The sequence below is a fragment of the uncultured Pseudomonas sp. genome, assembly GCF_913774235.1.
Taxonomy (GTDB): Bacteria; Pseudomonadota; Gammaproteobacteria; order Pseudomonadales; family Pseudomonadaceae; genus Chryseomonas.
Window position 1 is genome coordinate 350,046 of sequence record NZ_CAJYDW010000006.1, and the last position, 19,316, is coordinate 369,361.

The 19,316-nt window shown below is 66.2% G+C and carries 14 protein-coding genes and 1 pseudogene; 8 read left to right on the top strand and 7 right to left on the bottom strand.

Annotated features, from left to right (window positions below; genetic code table 11):
- Nucleotides 1-45: 45 nt before the first annotated feature.
- From topA to fadB, 4 genes are all read right to left on the bottom strand, one after another.
- A complete protein-coding gene (gene topA, locus QZ471_RS06835; RefSeq protein WP_295462073.1) occupies nucleotides 46-2,652 on the bottom strand; it encodes a type I DNA topoisomerase in 2,607 nt (868 codons plus the stop codon).
- 149 nt (nucleotides 2,653-2,801) lie between these two features.
- The gene (locus QZ471_RS06840) at nucleotides 2,802-3,053 is read right to left on the bottom strand and encodes a DUF1653 domain-containing protein (RefSeq protein WP_065242563.1); all 252 of its coding nucleotides are present in this window, start codon (nucleotides 3,051-3,053) and stop codon (nucleotides 2,802-2,804) included.
- A gap of 71 nt (nucleotides 3,054-3,124) precedes the next feature.
- Nucleotides 3,125-4,303 carry an acetyl-CoA C-acyltransferase FadA gene (gene fadA / locus QZ471_RS06845; protein WP_058766676.1) on the bottom strand — a complete coding sequence of 393 codons (1,179 nt, stop codon included), beginning with the start codon at nucleotides 4,301-4,303 and terminating at the stop codon, nucleotides 3,125-3,127.
- An 18-nt stretch (nucleotides 4,304-4,321) separates the two neighbouring features.
- Nucleotides 4,322-6,469 (bottom strand): fatty acid oxidation complex subunit alpha FadB, encoded by a 2,148-nt coding sequence (gene fadB, locus QZ471_RS06850; RefSeq protein ID WP_295462077.1) that lies wholly within the window; start codon nucleotides 6,467-6,469, stop codon nucleotides 4,322-4,324.
- A gap of 413 nt (nucleotides 6,470-6,882) precedes the next feature.
- Here fadB and QZ471_RS06855 point away from each other — a divergent pair, with 413 nt between their 5' ends.
- Entirely contained in the window at nucleotides 6,883-7,323 is a 441-nt protein-coding gene (locus QZ471_RS06855; RefSeq protein ID WP_007162381.1) for a universal stress protein, read from the top strand.
- A 31-nt stretch (nucleotides 7,324-7,354) separates the two neighbouring features.
- Here QZ471_RS06855 and QZ471_RS06860 read toward each other — a convergent pair whose 3' ends face one another.
- Nucleotides 7,355-9,268 carry an ATP-binding cassette domain-containing protein gene (locus QZ471_RS06860; protein WP_295462081.1) on the bottom strand — a complete coding sequence of 638 codons (1,914 nt, stop codon included), beginning with the start codon at nucleotides 9,266-9,268 and terminating at the stop codon, nucleotides 7,355-7,357.
- 210 nt (nucleotides 9,269-9,478) lie between these two features.
- Between QZ471_RS06860 and QZ471_RS06865 the strand changes: the two genes are divergently transcribed.
- From QZ471_RS06865 to phnE, 5 genes and pseudogenes are all read left to right on the top strand, one after another.
- Nucleotides 9,479-11,407 carry a transglycosylase SLT domain-containing protein gene (locus QZ471_RS06865; protein ID WP_295462083.1) on the top strand — a complete coding sequence of 643 codons (1,929 nt, stop codon included), beginning with the start codon at nucleotides 9,479-9,481 and terminating at the stop codon, nucleotides 11,405-11,407.
- A gap of 198 nt (nucleotides 11,408-11,605) precedes the next feature.
- A complete protein-coding gene (locus QZ471_RS06870) occupies nucleotides 11,606-12,454 on the top strand; it encodes a putative selenate ABC transporter substrate-binding protein (protein WP_295462085.1) in 849 nt (282 codons plus the stop codon).
- Nucleotides 12,451-13,260, top strand: coding sequence for an ATP-binding cassette domain-containing protein (locus tag QZ471_RS06875; RefSeq protein WP_295462087.1), 810 nt, complete (start codon nucleotides 12,451-12,453; stop codon nucleotides 13,258-13,260). Before QZ471_RS06870 ends, QZ471_RS06875 begins: the two co-directional genes overlap by 4 nt.
- Nucleotides 13,254-14,057, top strand: a pseudogene (locus QZ471_RS06880) (ABC transporter permease); the annotation flags it as partial. The gene QZ471_RS06875 and the pseudogene QZ471_RS06880, both read left to right, overlap by 7 nt.
- A gap of 60 nt (nucleotides 14,058-14,117) precedes the next feature.
- Nucleotides 14,118-14,849, top strand: a complete 732-nt coding sequence (gene phnE, locus QZ471_RS06885; protein ID WP_295462189.1) for a phosphonate ABC transporter, permease protein PhnE — start codon at nucleotides 14,118-14,120, stop codon at nucleotides 14,847-14,849.
- Here phnE and selA read toward each other — a convergent pair.
- Nucleotides 14,846-16,255 (bottom strand): L-seryl-tRNA(Sec) selenium transferase, encoded by a 1,410-nt coding sequence (selA, locus tag QZ471_RS06890; RefSeq protein WP_295462088.1) that lies wholly within the window; start codon nucleotides 16,253-16,255, stop codon nucleotides 14,846-14,848. The two genes, phnE and selA, sit on opposite strands and share 4 nt — an antisense overlap.
- A 288-nt stretch (nucleotides 16,256-16,543) precedes the next feature.
- Between selA and QZ471_RS06895 the strand changes: the two genes are divergently transcribed.
- Nucleotides 16,544-17,635, top strand: a complete 1,092-nt coding sequence (locus tag QZ471_RS06895) for a hypothetical protein (RefSeq protein WP_295462090.1) — start codon at nucleotides 16,544-16,546, stop codon at nucleotides 17,633-17,635.
- Nucleotides 17,636-17,732: 97 nt separating this feature from the next.
- Nucleotides 17,733-18,257: an ankyrin repeat domain-containing protein gene (locus QZ471_RS06900; protein ID WP_295462092.1), complete on the top strand. Its 525-nt coding sequence runs from the start codon at nucleotides 17,733-17,735 to the stop codon at nucleotides 18,255-18,257.
- Nucleotides 18,258-18,400: 143 nt separating this feature from the next.
- On the opposite strand, the gene QZ471_RS06905 is transcribed toward QZ471_RS06900, so the two are convergent.
- Complete coding sequence (locus tag QZ471_RS06905) at nucleotides 18,401-19,276, bottom strand: SdiA-regulated domain-containing protein (RefSeq protein WP_295462094.1); 876 nt, start codon at nucleotides 19,274-19,276, stop codon at nucleotides 18,401-18,403.
- Between the last annotated feature and the right edge of the window lie 40 nt (nucleotides 19,277-19,316).

Here is a 19,316-nt window from a genome sequence, read left to right on the forward strand (position 1 = left end):
ACCGGCGCGCGCCGGTCGACTGTCTCCCGCCGGGACCGACTGGCCTCAGCGCTTCTCTTCCACCTGCCACTTCTTGCCGTCGTAGAAGGCCTTCCAGCCGGTGGGCTTGCCCTCGACCTCGGTCTGCACGTACTGCTCCTTGGTCTTGCGGCTGAAGCGGATCACCGCCGGGCGACCTTCGGAGTCCTTCACCGGGGCACTGAGCAGATAATGGTACTTGGGATCGATCTCGTCGCGATGGGGCAGCAGTTCGCTGACCAACGGCGCACGGGTCTCGCGATTCTTCGGGAAGCCACTGGCGGCCAAGAACAGACCCGAAGCGCCGTCACGCAGCACATAGGTGTCGTCGACCTTCTCGCAACGCAGCTCCGGCATGGGCACGGCGTCCATCTTCGGCGGGGCCGGCTCGCCGTTCTTGAGCAGCTTGCGGGTGTTCTTGCAGGCCGGGTTGGTACAGCCGAAGAACTTGCCGAAGCGACCGGTCTTGAGTTGCATCTCGCTGCCGCACTTGTCGCATTCCAGCGACGGGCCTTCATAGCCCTTGATGCGATAGCTGCCCTCTTCGATCTCGTAGCCCGGGCAGTCCGGGTTGTTGCCGCAGACGTGCAACTTGCGGTGTTCGTCGATCAGGTAGGCATCCATCGCCGTGCTGCAGATGGGGCAACGGTGCTTGCCGCGCAGGACCAGGGACTCGGATTCACCCTCGTCGTCCTCGGCGATCTCATCGCCCGGCACCAGGTTGATGGTGGCCTTGCAGCGTTCCTTGGGCGGCAGGGCGTAGCCCGAGCAGCCGAGGAAGACGCCGGTGGAGGCGGTACGGATCATCATCGGCCGACCGCAGAGCTGGCAGGGAATGTCGGTCAGGGTCGGCTGGTTGGCCCTCATGCCCTTCTCGCCGGACTCGGCGGTTTCCAGCTTCTGCTTGAAGTCACCATAGAATTCGTCGAGCAGGTTCTTCCAGTCCCGCTCACCCTGGGCGACGTTGTCCAGGTTGCCTTCCATGCTGGCGGTGAAGCCGAAGTCCATCAGGTTGGCGAAGCTTTCGTTGAGTCGATCGGTGACGATGTCACCCATCTTCTCGGCATAGAAACGGCGATTGTGCACCGTCACATAGCCGCGATCCTGGATGGTGGAAATGATGGCGGCGTAGGTGGACGGCCGGCCGATACCACGCTTTTCCAGCTCCTTGACCAAGCTGGCTTCGGAGAAGCGCGCCGGCGGCTTGGTGAAGTGCTGGCTGGGGTCGAGCTTGATCAGGCCGAGGTCTTCGCCCTGCTTCATCTCGGGCAGGACATCGTCGTCGCCCGGCTTGCTCTGCTGCGGCAGGACGCGGGTATAGCCGTCGAACTTGAGGATGCGGCCGCGGGCGCGCAACTCGAAGTCACCGGCGGCGGCAGTGACCGTGGTGGACAGGTACTCGGCCGGCGGCATCTGGCAGGCCAGGAACTGGCGCCAGATCAGTTCGTACAGGCGTTCGGCGTCCCGCTCCATGCCCGACAGGCTGTTGGGTTTGACGTTGACGTCGGACGGACGGATGGCCTCGTGCGCCTCCTGGGCACCTTCGCGGCTGCCGTAGACGTTGGCCTTTTCCGGCAGGTACTGCTTGCCGAATTCGCTCTCGATGTAGCCGCGGGCCATGGCGATGGCATCGCCCGACAGGTTGGTCGAGTCGGTACGCATGTAGGTGATGTAGCCGGCTTCATAGAGACGCTGGGCCATCATCATGGTCTTCTTCACCCCGAAGCCCAGGCGATTGCTCGCCGCCTGCTGCAGGGTGGAGGTGATGAAGGGTGCCGAGGGCTTGCTGCTGGTCGGCTTGTCTTCGCGTTTGGCGATGCGATAGGCAGCCTTCTCCAGCTTGGCCAGGGCGGCCTTGGCCTGGGCTTCGTTCAGCGGCTTGAAGGCTTCGCCCTTCTCGCGCACCACCTCGAAGCGGACCTGGGCCTTTTTTGGCGTGGCCAGGTCGGCGTGGATTTCCCAGTATTCCTCGGGGACGAAGGCGCGGATCTCGCGTTCGCGCTCCACCACCAGCTTGACCGCGACGGACTGTACCCGACCGGCGGACAGGCCACGGGCGATCTTCGACCACAGCAGCGGCGAGACCATGTAGCCGACCACGCGGTCGAGGAAACGGCGCGCCTGCTGGGCGTTGACGCGGTTGATGTCCAGCTCGCCGGGCTGGGAGAAGGCTTCCTGGATGGCCTTCTTGGTGATCTCGTTGAAGACCACGCGCTTGTAGCGCGAGTCGTCGCCACCGATGGCTTCCCGCAGGTGCCAGGCGATGGCCTCCCCTTCGCGGTCCAAGTCGGTTGCGAGATAGACGGTGTCGGCGTCCTTGGCCAGGCGGCGCAGTTCCTCGATCACCTTTTCCTTGCCGGGCAGGATCTCGTAGTGCGCCTTCCAGCCATGCTCAGGGTCGACGCCCATGCGGGCGAACAGCTGACGCCGGGCCTTTTCCTTGGGTGACAGCGCAGGCGCCTCGGCGGCGGTCTTGCGCGTCTTGGCGGCGGGCTCCTTAGCGGTGCCGGCGCCGCTGGTGGGAAGGTCGCGGATGTGGCCGATGCTCGACTTCACCACGTACTGGTTGCCCAGATACTTGTTGATGGTCTTGGCCTTGGCCGGGGATTCCACGATGACCAGCGATTTACCCATGGGAGAGTCAGATTCCTGCTTGAAAGCGATGAGCGAGCGAAAGGCGAGCGCCGGGACGGCGAATGGAGGACCAGACCGATGTCAGTCTGGTGCGCCGGGGGCGGTCGGCCAACGCGGCACCGCTATATATAGTGGCGATGTCGGCAAGGTCAAGGCTGGGTCTTGGCTTCCAGACCCAAGGGATCGGCTTCGACGCTGATCAGCGCGAAGCGCGGCACCTGCTCGCCATCCACCTGGACGCTTTCGCGGAACATGCTCAGGGGCCGGGCCCAGAGACCATATTCGCCGTACAGGGCCTGGTAGATGACCAGCTCTTCTTCGGTCTCGGAATGCCGGGCCAGACCCAGCACCCGATACTGCTGACCCTTGTAGTGCCGGTAGAGTCCCGTCTGCAATGCCATGTTCCACCTCGAAAAAAAGAAAACCGGGGCAGCCCTTGGGGGCGCCCCGGTCGGATGACGCACGCCGCCAATCAGCGCAGGCGTTCGAACACCGTGGTGATGCCCTGGCCGAGACCTACGCACATGGTGGCCAAGCCGAAGGTGCCGTCATTCTGCTTCATGACATTCAACAGCGTGCCTGAAATCCGGGCGCCAGAGCAACCGAAGGGGTGACCCAGGGCGATGGCACCGCCATGCAGGTTGACCTTCTCGTCCATCTTGTCCAGCACCTTGAGGTCCTTCAGCACCGGCAGGGCCTGGGCGGCGAAGGCTTCGTTGAGCTCGATGAAGTCGATGTCGGCGATGGTCAGGCCGGCGCGCTTGAGTGCCTTCTGCGAGGCCGGTACCGGACCGTAGCCCATGATCGCCGGATCGACGCCGGCCACCGCCATGGAGCGGATCTTCGCCAGCGGCTGCAGGCCCAGGTCCTGGGCCCGCTGGGCCGACATGACCAGCATGCAGGAAGCACCATCGGTGATCTGCGAGGAGGTACCAGCGGTCACGGTGCCGCCCTTGGGATTGAACGCCGGCTTCAGCGCGGCCAAGCCCTCGACGGTGGTTTCCGGGCGGATGGTCTCGTCGAAATCGAAGACCTTGAGGAAGCCGTTCTCGTCATGACCTTCCAGGGGAATGATCTCGTCTTTGAACTTGCCTTCCTGGGTAGCCTTCCACGCCAGCTGGTGCGAGCGATAGCCGAATTGGTCCTGGGCCTCGCGGGTGATGCCGTGCATCTTGCCCAGCATCTCGGCGGTCAGGCCCATCATGCCGGAGGCCTTGGCGGCGTGCAGCGACAGCTGAGGATTCGGGTCGACGCCATGCATCATGCCGACGTGGCCCATGTGCTCCACCCCGCCGACGACGAAGACGTCGCCGTTGCCGGTCTGGATCGCCTGGGCGGCGGTGTGCAGGGCGCTCATGGAGGAACCACACAGGCGGCTCACCGTCTGGGCGCCGCTGGTGTGGGGGATGCGCGTCAGCAGCGAGGCCATGCGGGCGATGTTCCAGCCCTGCTCCAGGGTCTGGTTGACGCAGCCCCAGATCACGTCTTCCACCTCGGCCGGATTGACCTGGGGATTGCGGTCGAGGACAGCATCGATCAGGCGTGCGGAGAGGGTCTCGGCGCGGGTGTTGCGGTGCATGCCGCCCTTGGAACGACCCATGGGCGTGCGGGCGAAGTCGACGATGACGACGTCTCTCGGATTAAGGCTCATCTTGTTCTGGCTCCTGGCTCAACCGAAGAAGCGTTGGCCGGCGGCGGCCATTTCGCGGAGTTTGGGGGTCGGGTGGTACAGCGGCCCGAGATCGGCATACTTGTCGGCCATGGCGACGAATTCGGCTACGCCGAGGCTGTCGATGTAGCGCAGCGCGCCGCCACGGAAGGGCGGGAAGCCGATGCCGTAGATCAGGCCCATGTCGGCCTCGGCGGCGCTGTCGACGATGCCGTCTTCCAGGCAACGCACGGCTTCCAGGCAGAGCGGTACCATCATCCGCTCGACGATTTCCTCGTCGGTGAATTCACGCTGTTCGTAGGTGACCGGTGCCAGCACCTCGGCCACGGCCGGATCGGCGACCTTCTTCGGCTTGCCCTTCTTGTCGGTCTCGTAGACATAGAAACCCTTGCCGTTCTTCTGGCCGAAGCGCTGGGCTTCGTAGAGCGCGTCCACGGCGGTCTTGCGGCTTTCCTTCATGCGCTCCGGGAAGCCCTCGGCCATGACGTCGCGGGCATGGTGGGCGGTATCCATGCCGACCACGTCCATCAGGTAGGCCGGGCCCATGGGCCAGCCGAACTTCTCCATCAGCTTATCGACGCGCTGGAAATCGGCACCCTGGGCCAGCAGCGCGGCGAAGCCGCCGAAGTAGGGGAAGAGGATGCGGTTGACCAGGAAGCCGGGGCAGTCGTTGACCACGATGGGGTTCTTGCCCATCTGGCGGGCATAGGCCACGGTGGTGGCGATGGCCTTTTCGCTGGTCTTCTCGCCGCGGATCACCTCGACCAGGGGCATCATGTGCACCGGATTGAAGAAGTGCATGCCGCAGAAGTTTTCCGGGCGCTTGAGCGCCTGGGCCAAGAGGCTGATGGAGATGGTCGAGGTATTGGAGGTGAGGATGGCGTCTTCGCGCACCTGGCCTTCGACTTCGGCCAGCACGGCCTGCTTGACCTTGGGATTCTCCACCACGGCCTCGACCACCAGGTCGACGCTCTTGAAGTCGCCATAGGACAGGGTCGGACGGATGCGGTTGAGCGCCTCGGCCATCTTCACCGGCTCCAGGCGGCCCTTCTCGACGCGCTTGTTGAGCAGCTTGCTGGCTTCGCTCAGGCCCAGTTCCAGGGCTTCGTCGCGAATGTCCTTCATCAGGATCGGGGTACCCTTGAGCGCGGACTGGTAGGCGATGCCGCCGCCCATGATGCCGGCGCCCAGGACGCTGGCCAGCTTGACCGGCGCGGCCAGCTTCTCCAGCCCCTTCGCCTTGCGCTTGAGCGCCTGGTCATTGAGGAACAGGCCGACCAGGCTGGCGGAGACCGAGGTCTGGGCCATCTTGGCGAAGCCGGCGCCTTCCACTTCCAGGGCCTTGTCACGACCGTAGTTGGCGGACTTCTGGATGGACTTGATCGCTTCCAGCGGCGCCGGGTAATGCGGGCCGGCTTGGCTGGCGACGAAGCCCTTGGCCGATTCGAAGGCCATCATGGCCTCGATGGCATTGAGCTGCAGCTTCTCCAGCTTGGGCTTGCGCTTGGCGCGATAGTCCAGCTCGCCAGCGGCGGCGCGGCGGACCAGGTCCAGGGCGGCGTCGAACAGGTGCTCGGGGGCGACCACGGCATCGGCCACCCCGACCTTGAGGGCGGTGGCGGCGTCGTTTTCCTTGCCGGAGGCGATCCATTCGATGGCGTTGTCGCTACCGATCAGGCGCGGCAGGCGCACGGTGCCGCCCCAGCCCGGGTAGATGCCCAGCTTGACTTCCGGCAGGCCGATGCGCGCCGCGGTGCTCAGCACCCGGTAGTCGGCGGCCAGGGTCATCTCGCAACCACCACCAAGGGCGATGCCGCCCACGGCGGCCACGGTGGGCACCGGCAGGTCTTCGAAGTCGTTGAAGATGCGGTTGATCTCGGCGATGCCGGCCTGCAGCTCTTCGGTCGGCCGGCTGAACATCTCGACGAATTCGGTAATGTCGGCGCCGACGATGAAGACGTCCTTGCCGCTGGTGACGATGACGCCGCGCAGGCCGGCGTGGGCTTTCAGGGCATCCACGGCCTGGCGGAATTCACGCAGGGTGATGGCGCTGAACTTGTTGACCGATTCGCCTTGGAGGTCGAAGCGAAGTTCGGCGATACCGTCCTCCACGTCGCGCACCGAAAGGGCTTTGCCTTCGAAAATCATCAGCGGGTCTCCCTTGAGTCCTGGTCGCGAAGCGGGCGGCGGCTTGGATGGAAGCCGAGAATCGCCAGCCCCGATATTGTTCTGTGGAGGGCACCGGCAGGCCGGGGCGAAAATTCATACAACCGTTTGAACGGCTCGCACAACCTTCTGGCAAAAGCGGGCGCTTGTCAATTGGGACGCACGGGGAAAGCGTAGCCGGAGGTTCGAGCGGTGGGCGCTTGAGCTTGCCGCGCTTCTGTGCAAGATAGCCGTGGAGCTATCCCCGACTCCTGGAGTCGAAACTACAAGTGGACTGGAGCCTGGCTGAAAAGCCGCCGCGTGAGTGCCGGCGCTTTCCCGCTGAAGCCCGAAGTCCGCGCATCGAGCGTCAGCCACGGTATGGACTGGCGCCCCATCATGAAGGAGAGAGGCATATGGCCTACCAACACATATTGGTCGCAGTCGACCTGACCGAGGATTGCCAGCCGGTGATCCGTCGTGCGGTGGCCCTGGGTCAGTGCTGCGGCAGCAAGGTGTCGCTGGTGCACGTGGTCGAGCCCATGGCCATGGCCTTCGGCGGCGACGTGCCCATGGATCTGTCGTCGCTGCAACAGCAGCAGATCGAGCAGGCGCGCGAGCGACTGGATGGCTTCACCACCCAGTACGCGGAACTGGCGGGTAATTGCGTGCTGGCCTATGGTCAGCCGCGCCAGGAAATCCACCGCATGGCCAAGGAACAGGGCTGCGACCTGATCGTGGTCGGCAGCCATGGGCGTCATGGTCTGGCGCTGCTGCTGGGCTCGACGTCCAACGATCTGCTGCACGGCGCGCCCTGCGATACCCTGGCAGTTGCCCTGAAGAAAGACAAGGCCTAAGAGCCCGTTCAAAGCCCGCAGCCGGGCTGGACTACTCCAGTTCGGCCCAGCGCTCGATGAGGCGATCCAGCTCGGCCTGCAATGCGTCCATGCGCGCTAGCTTGGCCTGGGTAACCTCGGCCGGTAGCTGGTAGAAGCCTGGATCAGCGATAGCGGTCTGCAAGGCTTCCAGCTCGATTTCCGCGGTTTCGATGGCGGCGGGAAGTGCATCCAGCTCGCGCTGCTCCTTGTAGCTGAGTTTGCGCTTGGCCGGTGCCGCTGCGGCGGCCACGGGTGCCGCAACCGGAGCGGGTTCGACCTTGGCGGCCGGCTGCGTCGGTTTGTCTTCGCGGGTTTGCACGCCGAGCAGGCGTGGCGAGCCGCCCTGGCGCAGCCAGTCCTGGTAGCCGCCGACGTATTCCTGGACTCGCCCTTCCCCTTCGAACACCAGGGTGCTGGTCACCACGTTGTCGAGGAAGGCCCGGTCGTGGCTGACCATCAGCACGGTGCCCTCGAAACTCAGCAATACCTCTTCGAGCAATTCCAGGGTCTCGACGTCGAGGTCGTTGGTGGGTTCGTCCAACACCAGCAGGTTGGCTGGCTTGCTGAACAATTTGGCCAACAGCAGCCGCGCCCGCTCGCCACCCGACAGCGCCTTGACCGGGGTCCGCGCACGCTGAGGGCTGAACAGGAAGTCACCGAGATAGCTCAGCACATGGCGATCCTGGCCGTTGATGGTAATGAATTCACGACCCTCGGCGAGGTTGTCGATCACCGTCTTCTCCGGCTCCAGTTGCAGACGCAACTGGTCGAAATAGGCGATCTCCAACTTGGTGCCGTATTGGATCTTGCCGGCGGTGGGCTGTAGATCGCCTAGCAGCAGCTTGAGCAGGGTGGTCTTGCCGGAACCATTGGGACCGAGCAGACCGATGCGGTCGCCGCGCTGGATCAGCAGGGTCAGATCGCGAATCAGTGGCTCGCCACCGGGATGGGCATAGCTCATGTGTTCGGCGAGGATGACCTGCTTGCCGGACTTGTCGGCGGTTTCCAGCAGGAGGTTGGCCTTGCCCTGCCGTTCACGCCGCTCGCTGCGCTCGTTGCGCATGGCCTTGAGCGCACGGACGCGGCCTTCGTTACGGGTGCGCCGGGCCTTGATGCCCTGGCGAATCCACACCTCTTCCTGGGCCAGGCGCTTGTCGAACAGGGCGTTGGCGGTTTCTTCGGCCGCCAGTTGCTGTTCCTTGTGCACCAGGAAGCTGGCGTAGTCGCCCTGCCAATCGATGAGGTTGCCGCGATCCAATTCGAGGATGCGGGTGGCCAGGGCCTGAAGGAAGGCGCGGTCGTGGGTGATGAACAACACGGCACCGGGATAGCCGCGCAAGGCCTCTTCCAGCCAGGCGATGGCGCCGATGTCCAGGTGGTTGGTGGGTTCGTCGAGCAGCAGCAGATCGGGCTCGGCGACCAGGGCCTGGGCCAGCAGCACGCGTCGGCGCCAGCCACCGGAGAGTTCGGCGAGGGTCTTTTCCGCCGGCAGTTGCAGCCGGCTCAGGGTGCTTTCCACCAGTTGCTGCAGACGCCAGCCGTCGCGGGCCTCCAGCTCCTGCTGCACGCGCATGAGCTGATCCATGTCCAACTCGCCGCTGGTGTCCTGGGTCAGGTGATGATACTCGGCGAGCAGTTCGCCGACGCCGGCCAGGCCCGCGGCCACCACGTCGAACACCGTGCGGTCGTCGGCGCGCGGCAATTCCTGCGGCAATTCGCCGATCTTCAGCGCCGGGGCGCGCCAGACTTCGCCGTCGTCGGCCTGCTGTTCGCCCTTGACGATGCGCAGCAGGCTGGATTTACCAGTACCGTTGCGGCCGATGATGCATACCCGCTCGCCCCGCTCGATCTGCCAGGACACCCCGTCCAGCAAGGGGGTGACGCCAAAGGCCAGGGATACGTTGGTGAACTTGAGCAGCGCCATGGGTTTCTCCGCGAAAAAGGCCAACCAGTCTAGCAGAGACGCCCACCCCGGCGCCGGCCGGCGAAACGCCCGCGCCGCCCGACGGCAGGCGATCCGCACCGCTTTCGCCGCCTGGCGCCGGCACGTAAGCTAGACTGCCCCGTGACGGTCGGCCGCTTGCCTTGCGCAGTGCGCGCCCGCCTCTCCGCATCCAGCTTTTACGGAATTCCCATGCGCGGTCGCCTGTTCGTTCTTCTGCCCCTGCTCCTCGCTCCGCTGATCGGCTCCACCACCTCCCAGGCCGCTCCCCTGGAGCAGCAGCGGCAACTCTACGACCAGGCCAAGGCGGCGCTGGACAAGGGTGACGCCAGTGTCTACCTGGCCAATCGCGGCGAGCTGCGCACCTATCCGCTGGAGCCCTATCTGGCTTACGACGAGCTGATCAAGCGCGTCCCTGGCGCCAGCGATGCCGAGATCGAGACCTTTCTCGCCGAGCACGGTGATCTGCCGCAGTCCAACTGGCTACGTCTGCGCTGGTTGCGCAGTCTGGCCGACCGCGGCGACTGGAATCGCTTCGAGAAATACTATTCGCCCGACTACAACTTCACCGAGCTGGACTGCCTGCACGGCCAGTACCTGATCGCCCAGGGCGATGCCAGCGAGGGCTTCAAGCTAGCGGAGAAATACTGGCTGGTGGGCAAGGCCCAGCCGACCACCTGCGATGGCCTGTTCCAGGCCTGGGCGGCCCGTGGCCAGCTCACCGAAGAGCGGGTGTGGGAACGCGCCAAGCTGGCCGCCGACAAGGGCGAGTACGGCCTGGTACGCACCCTGATGGCCCAGTTGCCGACGCTATCTGGCCAGGCCCAGCGCCTGATCGACGTGGCCCAGAAGCCGCAGCTGATCGCCAATGTCCAGGCCTTCGCCCCGGCCAGCGAGAGCCTTGCCGACGTGGTCGGCCTGGGCCTGCGCAAGCTGGCGCGCCAGGACCCGGAACAGGCCATGAGCCTGCTCGACGTCTACAGCCAGCGCATGCCCTTCACCCGTGACGAGAAGGTCGCCATCGCCCGGCAGATCGGCCTGACCCTGGCGAAGAACTTCGATCCGCGCGCCCTGCCGCTGATGGAGCGCTACGACCCCGAACTACGCGACGATGACGTCAGCGAATGGCGCGCCCGGCTACTGCTGCGCCTGGGTCGCTGGAGCGATGCCCACGCCCTGATCGAGCGCTTTCCGCCGAGCCTGGCCAAGGCCAATCGCTGGGAATACTGGCGCGCCCGTACCCTGGAGCTGATGCAGCCGCAGAGTCCGGCGGTCCTGCGCGAATACGCCGAGGTCAGTCGCGAGCGCGATTACTATGGCTTCCTCGCCGCCGACCGCAGCAAGGCGCCTTACCAGCTCAACAACAAGCCGCTGGTGCTGAGCGAAGCGCTCAAGCGCAAGGTGCGCAATACCCCCGGCGTCCAGCGCGCCCTGGAATTCATCGCCCGGGGCGAGCCGATCAATGCCCGCCGCGAATGGTTCTACGTCAGCCGCCACTTCAATCGCGACGAACTGGTCGCCCAGGCGCGCCTGGCCTACGATATGCAGTGGTACTTCCCGGCGATCCGCACCATCAGCCTGGCCAAGTACTGGGATGACCTGGACATCCGCTTCCCCATCGCCTATCGCGAGAGCTTCCTGCGCGAGGCCCAGACCCGTGGCCTGCACAGCAGCTGGGTGTTCGCCATCACCCGCCAGGAGAGCGGTTTCATGGCCGATGCCCGCTCCGGAGTGGGCGCCATGGGCCTGATGCAGCTGATGCCGGCCACCGCCAGCCATACCGCCAGCAAGTTCGCCATCCCCCTGGCCTCGCCGCAGCAGGCGCTGACGCCGGAGAAGAACATCCAGCTGGGTACCGCCTATCTGTCCATGGTCCACGCCCAGTTCAACGGCAATCGGGTGCTGGCCTCCGCCGCCTACAACGCCGGGCCCGGCCGGGTGAAGCGCTGGCTGAGCGGCGCGCGCCACCTGGCCTTCGACGTCTGGGTGGAGACCATCCCCTTCGACGAAACGCGGCAATACGTGCAGAACGTGCTGGCCTATGCGGTGATCTACGGCCAGAAGCTCAATGCACCCCAACCCCTGGTGGATTGGAACGAGCGCTTCTTCGACGAGACCTGAGCGCCCAGCGGCCAGCCCTGATACCACCGCAGCGGACTCGAGCGTCTGTTCGAGTCCGCTGTACAGTCGCCGCCTAGAGCCCCTGCGCTACCCCGTGGCGGTATCCGGCAAAGCCTGCGGCCCCGTGACGGCTGCGCAAAACAGCGCCACCCCCTATACTGCAGCCCCTTTTTTTCCGCTATTGAACCGGAGAAACCCATGCTCAAGCGTTCGCTGGCCCTGGCAGCAGGCCTGGCCCTGTCCCTGACGTCCCTGCTCTCCCACGCCGCCGACGAACTGCGCGTCTCGGCCATTCCCGATGAGGCGCCCACCGAGCTGATCCGCAAGTTCAAGCCCCTGGGTGAATACCTGGAGCAGCGCCTGGGCATGCCGGTGAAATTCGTGCCGGTATCCGACTATGCCGGCGTGGTGGAAGCCATGGCGTCGGATCGACTGGACCTGGCCTGGTTCGGCGGCTTCACCTTCGTCCAGGCCCAGCGCAAGGCGCCGATGATCCCCCTGGTGCAGCGCGAGGAAGATCAGAAGTTCACCAGCAAGTTCATCACCGCCGACCCGGCCGTGAAGACCCTGCAGGATCTGAAGGGCAAGACCTTCGCCTTCGGTTCGGTGTCTTCGACCTCGGGCAGCCTGATGCCACGCTACTTCCTGCAGCAGGACGGCATCGTCCCCGAGCAGTTCTTCTCGCGGGTGGCCTATTCCGGTGCCCACGACGCCACCGTCGCCTGGGTCGCCGCGGGCAAGGCCGATGCCGGGGTACTTAACGCCTCGGTGTGGAAGAAGCTGGTCGATGCCGGCAAGGTCGATACCAGCAAGGTCCGGGTGATCTCCACCACCCCGCCCTACTACGACTACAACTGGACGGTACGCGGCAACCTCGACCCGCAACTGGCGGCCAAGATCAAGCAAGCCTTCCTCGACCTGGACCCGGCCAAGCCGGCGGACAAGGCGATCCTCGACCTGCAGGCGGCCAGCCGCTTCGTGCCGACCTCGCCGGACAACTACAAGGGCATCGAGGCTTCCGCCCTGGCGGCCGGCCTGCTCAAGTGAGTCTCGCCCTCAGGGGCGTGACGCTGGTACACGCCGATGGCTCCCCCGCCCTGGCCGATCTCGACCTGCGCCTGGAACAGGGTGAGCAGGTCGCCCTGATCGGTCCCTCCGGGGCGGGCAAGACCAGCTTGCTGCGGCTGCTGGCCACCGGGCTGCGACCGGTCGCCGGGCAATTGGAGCTGCTCGGCGAAGACCCCTGGACCCTGGGCGCACGGGCGCGACGCCAGCTGCGCGCGCGCATCGGGCTCATCCACCAGGCCCCACCCCTGCCGGCACGTCAAAGAGTCATCACCGCGGTACTCGCCGGACGGCTCGGCCAGTGGTCGCTGGCGCGCAGCCTGGTCAGCCTGGTGCATCCACTGGATCGTGACGGGGCCGCCGCGGTCCTGGCGCCGCTGGACCTGGCCGACCGTCTCTACGCCTCCTGTGATCAGCTATCCGGCGGCCAGTTGCAGCGCATCGGCATCGCCCGGGCGCTTTACCAGCAGCCGCAATTGCTGCTCGCCGACGAACCCGTGTCGGCCATGGACCCGGTATTGGCCGGTCACACCCTGGAGGTGCTGCGCGACGCCGCGACCCGCCAGGGCACCACCCTGGTCACCAGCCTGCACAACGTCGAACTGGCCTTGCAACGCTTCCCACGCATCCTCGGCCTGCGCGCCGGGCGGCTGCTGTGGGACAAGCCCGCCAACGCCGTGACGGCGGACGATCTCGCCACGCTCTATGCCAACGAAGGACTCAGCACAGCCACGCTGCCCGCCGTGCCGGCCCCGGCCGAGACGCCCCTCGATCTGCCACGATGCTGACGCCACCCTACCGGGATCCCGCCACCCGTCCCCGTCTGCTACTCACCCTGCTGGCCCTGCTGCTGGCCTGGCCGACGCTGCACCTGGCGGAATTCGATCTCCTCGGCCTCTTCACCGGCGACAATGCCCGCACCATGGGTAACTTTCTCGCCGGCTTCTGGCCGCCGGCCCATGACGTCGACTTTCTCGCTGTGCTCGGGCGCGCCACCCTGGAAACCCTGGCCATCGCCACCCTGGGCATGGCCCTGGCCGCACTGATCGCCCTGCCTGCCGCCCTGCTCGCCACCCGTGTGCTGTCGATCTCTGCCCTGCCTCGCGCCGGACGCCCGGGACGGCTGCCGCGGGTACTGCGCGGCCTGATCCGCGGCGTGCTGATCGTGCTGCGCAGCGTGCCGGAAATCGTCTGGGCGCTACTGTTCGTCCGCGCCGTGGGCCTTGGACCCACCGCCGGGGTGCTGGCCATCGCCATCACCTATGGCGGCATGCTGGGCAAGGTCTATGCGGAGATCTTCGAATCGGTCGATCCGCGCCCGGCCCGCGCTCTGCTGCTGCAAGGTGCCGGGCGCTTGCAGGCCTTCGTCTATGGGGTGTTGCCCAATGCCGCCGGGGAGATGATTTCCTATAGCGTCTACCGCTGGGAATGCGCCATCCGCGCCTCGGTGGTGATGGGCTTCGTCGGTGCCGGTGGCCTGGGCCAGCAGGTCGATCTGTCGTTGCGCATGTTCGCCGGGGGCGAGGTGGCCAGCCTGCTGCTGACCTTCCTGGTGCTGGTGCTCTTGGCCGATGTGCTCAGTCGCCTACTACGCCAGGTGGAGCGCGGCCAGGGCCGGGGCCGTGGCGCTCTGACCGTGCTGGCCATGGGCGCCGCCCTGGTGGCGTCCGCCAGCTACCTAGGCACCGCCTTCGGTGAGTTGCTCAGTGCCCGCGCCCTGGGCCAGATGGGCAGCTTCCTGGCCGACTTCCTGAAGCCCGATTTCTCTCTCGCCCAGCTGACCGCTGTGGTTCGGGGCGCAGTGGAAACCCTGGCGATGTCGGCCCTGGGCACCCTGCTCGCTGGATTGCTGGGGCTACTGCTGGCATTGCCGGCCGCCGGTCGTTTCGGCCTGGTCGCCCTGGCGCTGGCCCGGCTGCTGCTCAATGCCCTGCGCGCCGTGCCCGAGCTGGTCTGGGCAGCGCTGATGGTGCTGGCCGCCGGGCTGGGACCCAACGCCGGTACCCTGGCGCTGGCCCTGCACACCGCCGGGGTCCTCGGCCGCCTGTTCGCCGAAGCCCTGGAAAACACCCCCAAGGCGCCGGCCGAGGCCATCCGCCTGGCCGGCGGCGGACCTTTGGCGGCCTTTCTCTACGGCACCCTGCCGGCGGTCTGGCCGCAGTTGCTGGCCTATCTGCTCTATCGCTGGGAAAACAATATCCGCATGGCCAGCATCCTCGGCTTCGTCGGTGCCGGAGGCCTGGGGCAGCAGCTGTATTTCAGCCTGAGCCTGTTCCAGCAGGCCCAGGCCGCTACCGTGATCCTCGGCATGCTGGTACTGGTGCTGGGCGTGGATCTGTTGAGTAACTGGGCCCGGCAGCGCTGGGTCGTCCGTTAACGAACTTCCGGCAGCAGCAACTCCGGTAACTGAGCCAGGAAGGCTAATTCGTCGTCGAGCTGGCGCAGGTCCAGCCAGAGGGCATCGGCGTCGATGCGTCCCACCACAGGGATGGGTAGCTGGCGCAGGCCTTCTTCCAGTTGCCGCAGGGCGCGGCCACGCAGACGCTTGCTGACCTGGGGGCGACAGCACAGCGCCGCCCCGGGCAGGCGGGCTACCGGTTGGGCGCCGCTGCCGATCATGCCCAGCGCCGGCTCGACGCTGACCGCGTAGGTCTCGCCCAGCACGGCGGCGAAGGTGGGCAGCAGCCGCTCGGCCTGGGCGGTGATGTCCGCTGCCGGGCGCGACAGCAGGCGCAGGCTGGGCAGCCGTTCGGCCAGCCGATCCGGATCGCGATAGAGCGCCAGAGTCGCCTCCAAGGCGGCCAGGGTCAGCTTGTCTACCCGTAGGGCGCGCTTGAGCGGGTTCTTCTTGATGCGCTCGATGAGGTCCCGGCGGCCGACGATGAGGCCGCACTGAGGGCCGCCGAGCAGCTTGTCGCCACTGAAGGTCACCAGGTCCGCACCATCGCGCAGGGCCTGTTGCACCGTGGGTTCGGCGGGCAGGCCCCAGCGCGTCAGGTCGACCAGGGTACCGCTGCCCAGGTCTTCCAGCAGCGGCACGGCGTGGGCGCGGGCGATAGCGGCCAATTCGGGCGTCGCCACGCTGGCGGTGAAGCCCTGGACACTGTAGTTGCTGGTATGCACCCGCATCAGCAGCGCGGTGCGCGTACCGATGGCGGCTTCGTAGTCGCGGGCATGGGTGCGGTTGGTGGTGCCCACCTCCACCAGCTTGACCCCGGCGCGGGCCATGATGTCGGGGATGCGGAAGGCACCACCGATCTCGATCAGCTCGCCGCGGGACAGCACCCCTTCCTTCCGCGCGCCTATGGCATGCAGGGCCAGCAAGACCGCCGCGGCGTTGTTGTTGACCACGGTCACCGCCTCGGCGCCGGTGAGTTCGCGCACCAGCTCGGCCACCAGGTCGTCGCGATCACCGCGCTTGCCGGTGGCCAGGTCGAACTCCAGATTCATCGGCTGGCGCGCCGCCTCGGTCACCGCGGCGATGGCTTCCTCCGCCAGCAATGCCCGGCCCAGGTTGGTGTGCAGCACCGTGCCGGTGAGGTTGAACACCCGCCGCACCCGCGGCCGGCTGCGCAGGGCCAGGCGTTCGCCCAGGCGGCCGGCCAGCACGCCCTCTTCCACCTCCACGGCGGTCAGCGTCCCGGCCCTCAGCCCCTCGCGCAGATCGTCCAGCAAGGAACGATAGCCGCCGAGCACCTGCTCGCGGCCATGGCGCTCCTCCAATGGACGCGAAGCGGGATGGCGCAACAGGCGGTCGATGGACGGCAGGCGAATGGCGGTCATGGAGGCCCCTCGGGTCGAGTCGAGTCCCAGTGTAGCCCGAACCCGTGGCGGATCCTCCCGGGTGGCGAAGGACGCCGACGATCGCCGAACGCCCGCGCGGTCCTGGGTGGCGAGCCTGGAAAGCGGACCTCGGTCGTCTGGAAATGACCTCCGAGTTCCCGGTTTGCCGCGTGCCAGAGCCCGTCCTAGGATGAACCTCGAGTGCTTTCCCGAGAGCCTGTGCAAGGCACCCAGCGGAAAGCCCTGGCCACCACGTCCACCGCCCACGACAACAACAAAGGTGCCGTCATGTCCAAGAAAGCCTCCCCCTGGGCGAGCGATGCCCTCCTCGACACCAGTGACCTCATCAGCCTCGGCAACTTCACTTACCTACAGGCGCTGAAGAGCGCCACCCCGACGCCGTTGCACCAGACCGCTTCGGCCACGACACCTACCGTCAGCGAATTCCTCAATGGCGCCATCAGCGAGTACGTACTTAACGGCACCCCGGACGGCATGCGCCCCTTCCTGGTCGATGGCCATCAGCTGACGCTGCACAATTCGCTCAACGGTGCGACGGCCCATACCTGGATCACCGCCGAGAACCAGGTGCTCATCACCTACGCCGGCACTACCAGAGGCGAGAATCTTCTGATCGATCCCCTGTCCACCGCCGGCGGCCTGCTCAGCGACCTGCAGATCCTCAGCCAACAGGTTTCCAGCGCCCAGCGGCAGTCGCTGGACTTCGCCCACCAGGTCATCGAAGCCGCGGCCAAGCAGGGCTATGGCACCCAGGACATCTTCGTCACCGGTCATTCCCTGGGCGGCATCTCGGCGGAATACGTCGCCCAGCAGACGGGCCTGGGCGGCATCAGCTTCGAAGCCTCGGGCATTCCCCGCGATGCCCAGGCGGCGGGCCACGGCGGCAACTTCGTCAACGTGGTCACCCTCGGTGATCCGGTGGCCAACTACAGCTCCGATATCCGTGGCGAGCAGCCTTTCGCCCCCACCTTCGTCAGCCAGGCCGATGGCGGCGGCAGCCTGCCGCACTATGGCTCGCTGTTTTTGATCGGCGCCCAGTCCGACCAGCACGACCTGACCCAGGCGGCGGCCAAGGTGGGTCATCTGTTCACCGGCGATAACGGCGGCCAGGTCAATCCCCTGGATGCCGCCCTGCATCCGATCAGCGTCACCGCGGGCCTGGCCGAGGCAGCGCGGCTGATCGCCGAATTCCATCTGCCAGCGGCCGAGTACACCAACCTGGGCGTCACACCCACCGGCGGCTTTCTCGATACTCTGCCGGCGCATATCGGCACGGCCCATGGTCCGGTTTTGATGGTCGGCAACTACAGCGTGGCGGAGTTGCAGGCCTTTGCCGAGACCCACGCCACCTTTGGTTAGCGACGCTGTGACGAAACTTCCGCCGGATCGCCCGGGTCTGCCTCCCTATCGCTCGGGGCCTTCAGGCCCCGCTGCCCGTATCGACCAGGAGAGAGCCATGACCGACCAGGGTCCCCAGCGCATGACCGACGAAGAAGCCCAGGAATTCGCCACCGAGGTATTCAACCTGGCCCGCACCGGCAATGCCGAGGTACTGGCCCTGGTGCTGGACAAGGGCCTGACGCCCAACCTGCGCAATCACAAGGGCGACAGCCTGCTGATGCTGGCCAGCTATCACGGTCATCTGGAAGCCAGTCGGGTGCTGCTGGAGCATCGTGCCGATCCGAACCTGGCCAACGACATGGGCCAGTCGCCGCTGGCCGGCGCGGCCTTCAAGAACAATCTGCCCATGGCCGAGTTGCTGCTGGAACACGGCGCCGCGGTGGAAGGCGCCATGCCCGACGGCAAGACCGCGCTGATGATGGCGGCCATGTTCAATCACGTGCAGATGGTGGAACTGCTGGTCACGCGGGGCGCCGATCCCAAGGCCCGCGACGCCGCCGGCAACACAGCGCTGAGCGTGGCCCGCGCCATGGGCGCCCAGGATACCCCCGCCGTGCTGGAGCGCCTGGGCGGCGCCTGATCAGAGCCTATTTAAAGGCTCGCGAGCTAGAGACAAACAAGGCGAAAATGCCTGAGGAAGCGGAGTTTACGAGTGGTAAATGAGCATTCCGAAGGCATTTTCAACGCCGTTTGGCCGACGCGCAGCAGACTTTGAACAGGCTCTTAGCGCTTCTGGTAGCTATAGAACAGATTGGGCTCGCTGACCTCATAGAGATTGCCGGCCGTATCCAGGGTGACACCCTCGGGTTGGCGGATGCGCCGCGAGAGGCCGCCGAAGGGGGCAGACAAGGAGCGGGTATCCAGGGTGCGGCCCTGGTCGTCGAGTTCGATCAGCACCCGCGATTCGTCGCTGAGCAGCAGCAGGTGACCGCTACGGCGATCGACGTGGACGGCGGACAGATCGCCGGTACTGGGTGCCTGGTCCAGCCAGGCCTGGCGGTCGATGATGCGCAGGGCGAAGTCACCGTCGAAGCTTTTCAGCAGGCCGCGGATTTCATAGAGCTTGCGCGGCGAGTGTTCCTTGACCACGAACAGACGATCATGGGTAGGGTCGTAATCCAGCCCTTCGAAGCCCTGGTTGGCGCGGGGGAAGAGGTCCAGGGTCAGGCTGCGGTAGTCGCTGCGGCGCAGCACGTCGTCCCCCTCGGGGATGTTCACCAGGGTCAGGGCATTGGCGCCCTCTTCCGCCAGCAGCAGGCGGTCGTCGCCCAGGTAGGTCACGCCCTCGACGTCGTCGAAGCCTTCCAGGCGATGGCGTTGCAGCAGGTCGCCGTCGCGACTCAGGGCCAGGAGCTCCGGCGGATTGTTGACCACCGCCCAGAGCCGGTCCCGCACCGGGTCGTAGCTGAGGTCCGAGAGATTCTCGCTGACCCCGGCCACCGGCTTGGCTTCCACCACCACCCGGTAGCGACCGAGTTCCAGGGACGTACGGGGTTCGCTCTGCCATTGCTGGCCGAGCCAGAACAGCAACTGGCTATCCAGGTGACTGCTGCGCAGGCCCTGGGTTGCCCCCAGCGCCAGCAGCAGGGCCAGCCCCATTAGCCAACCCCTGCGGCCGATCCTGATCCGTCGTACCCAC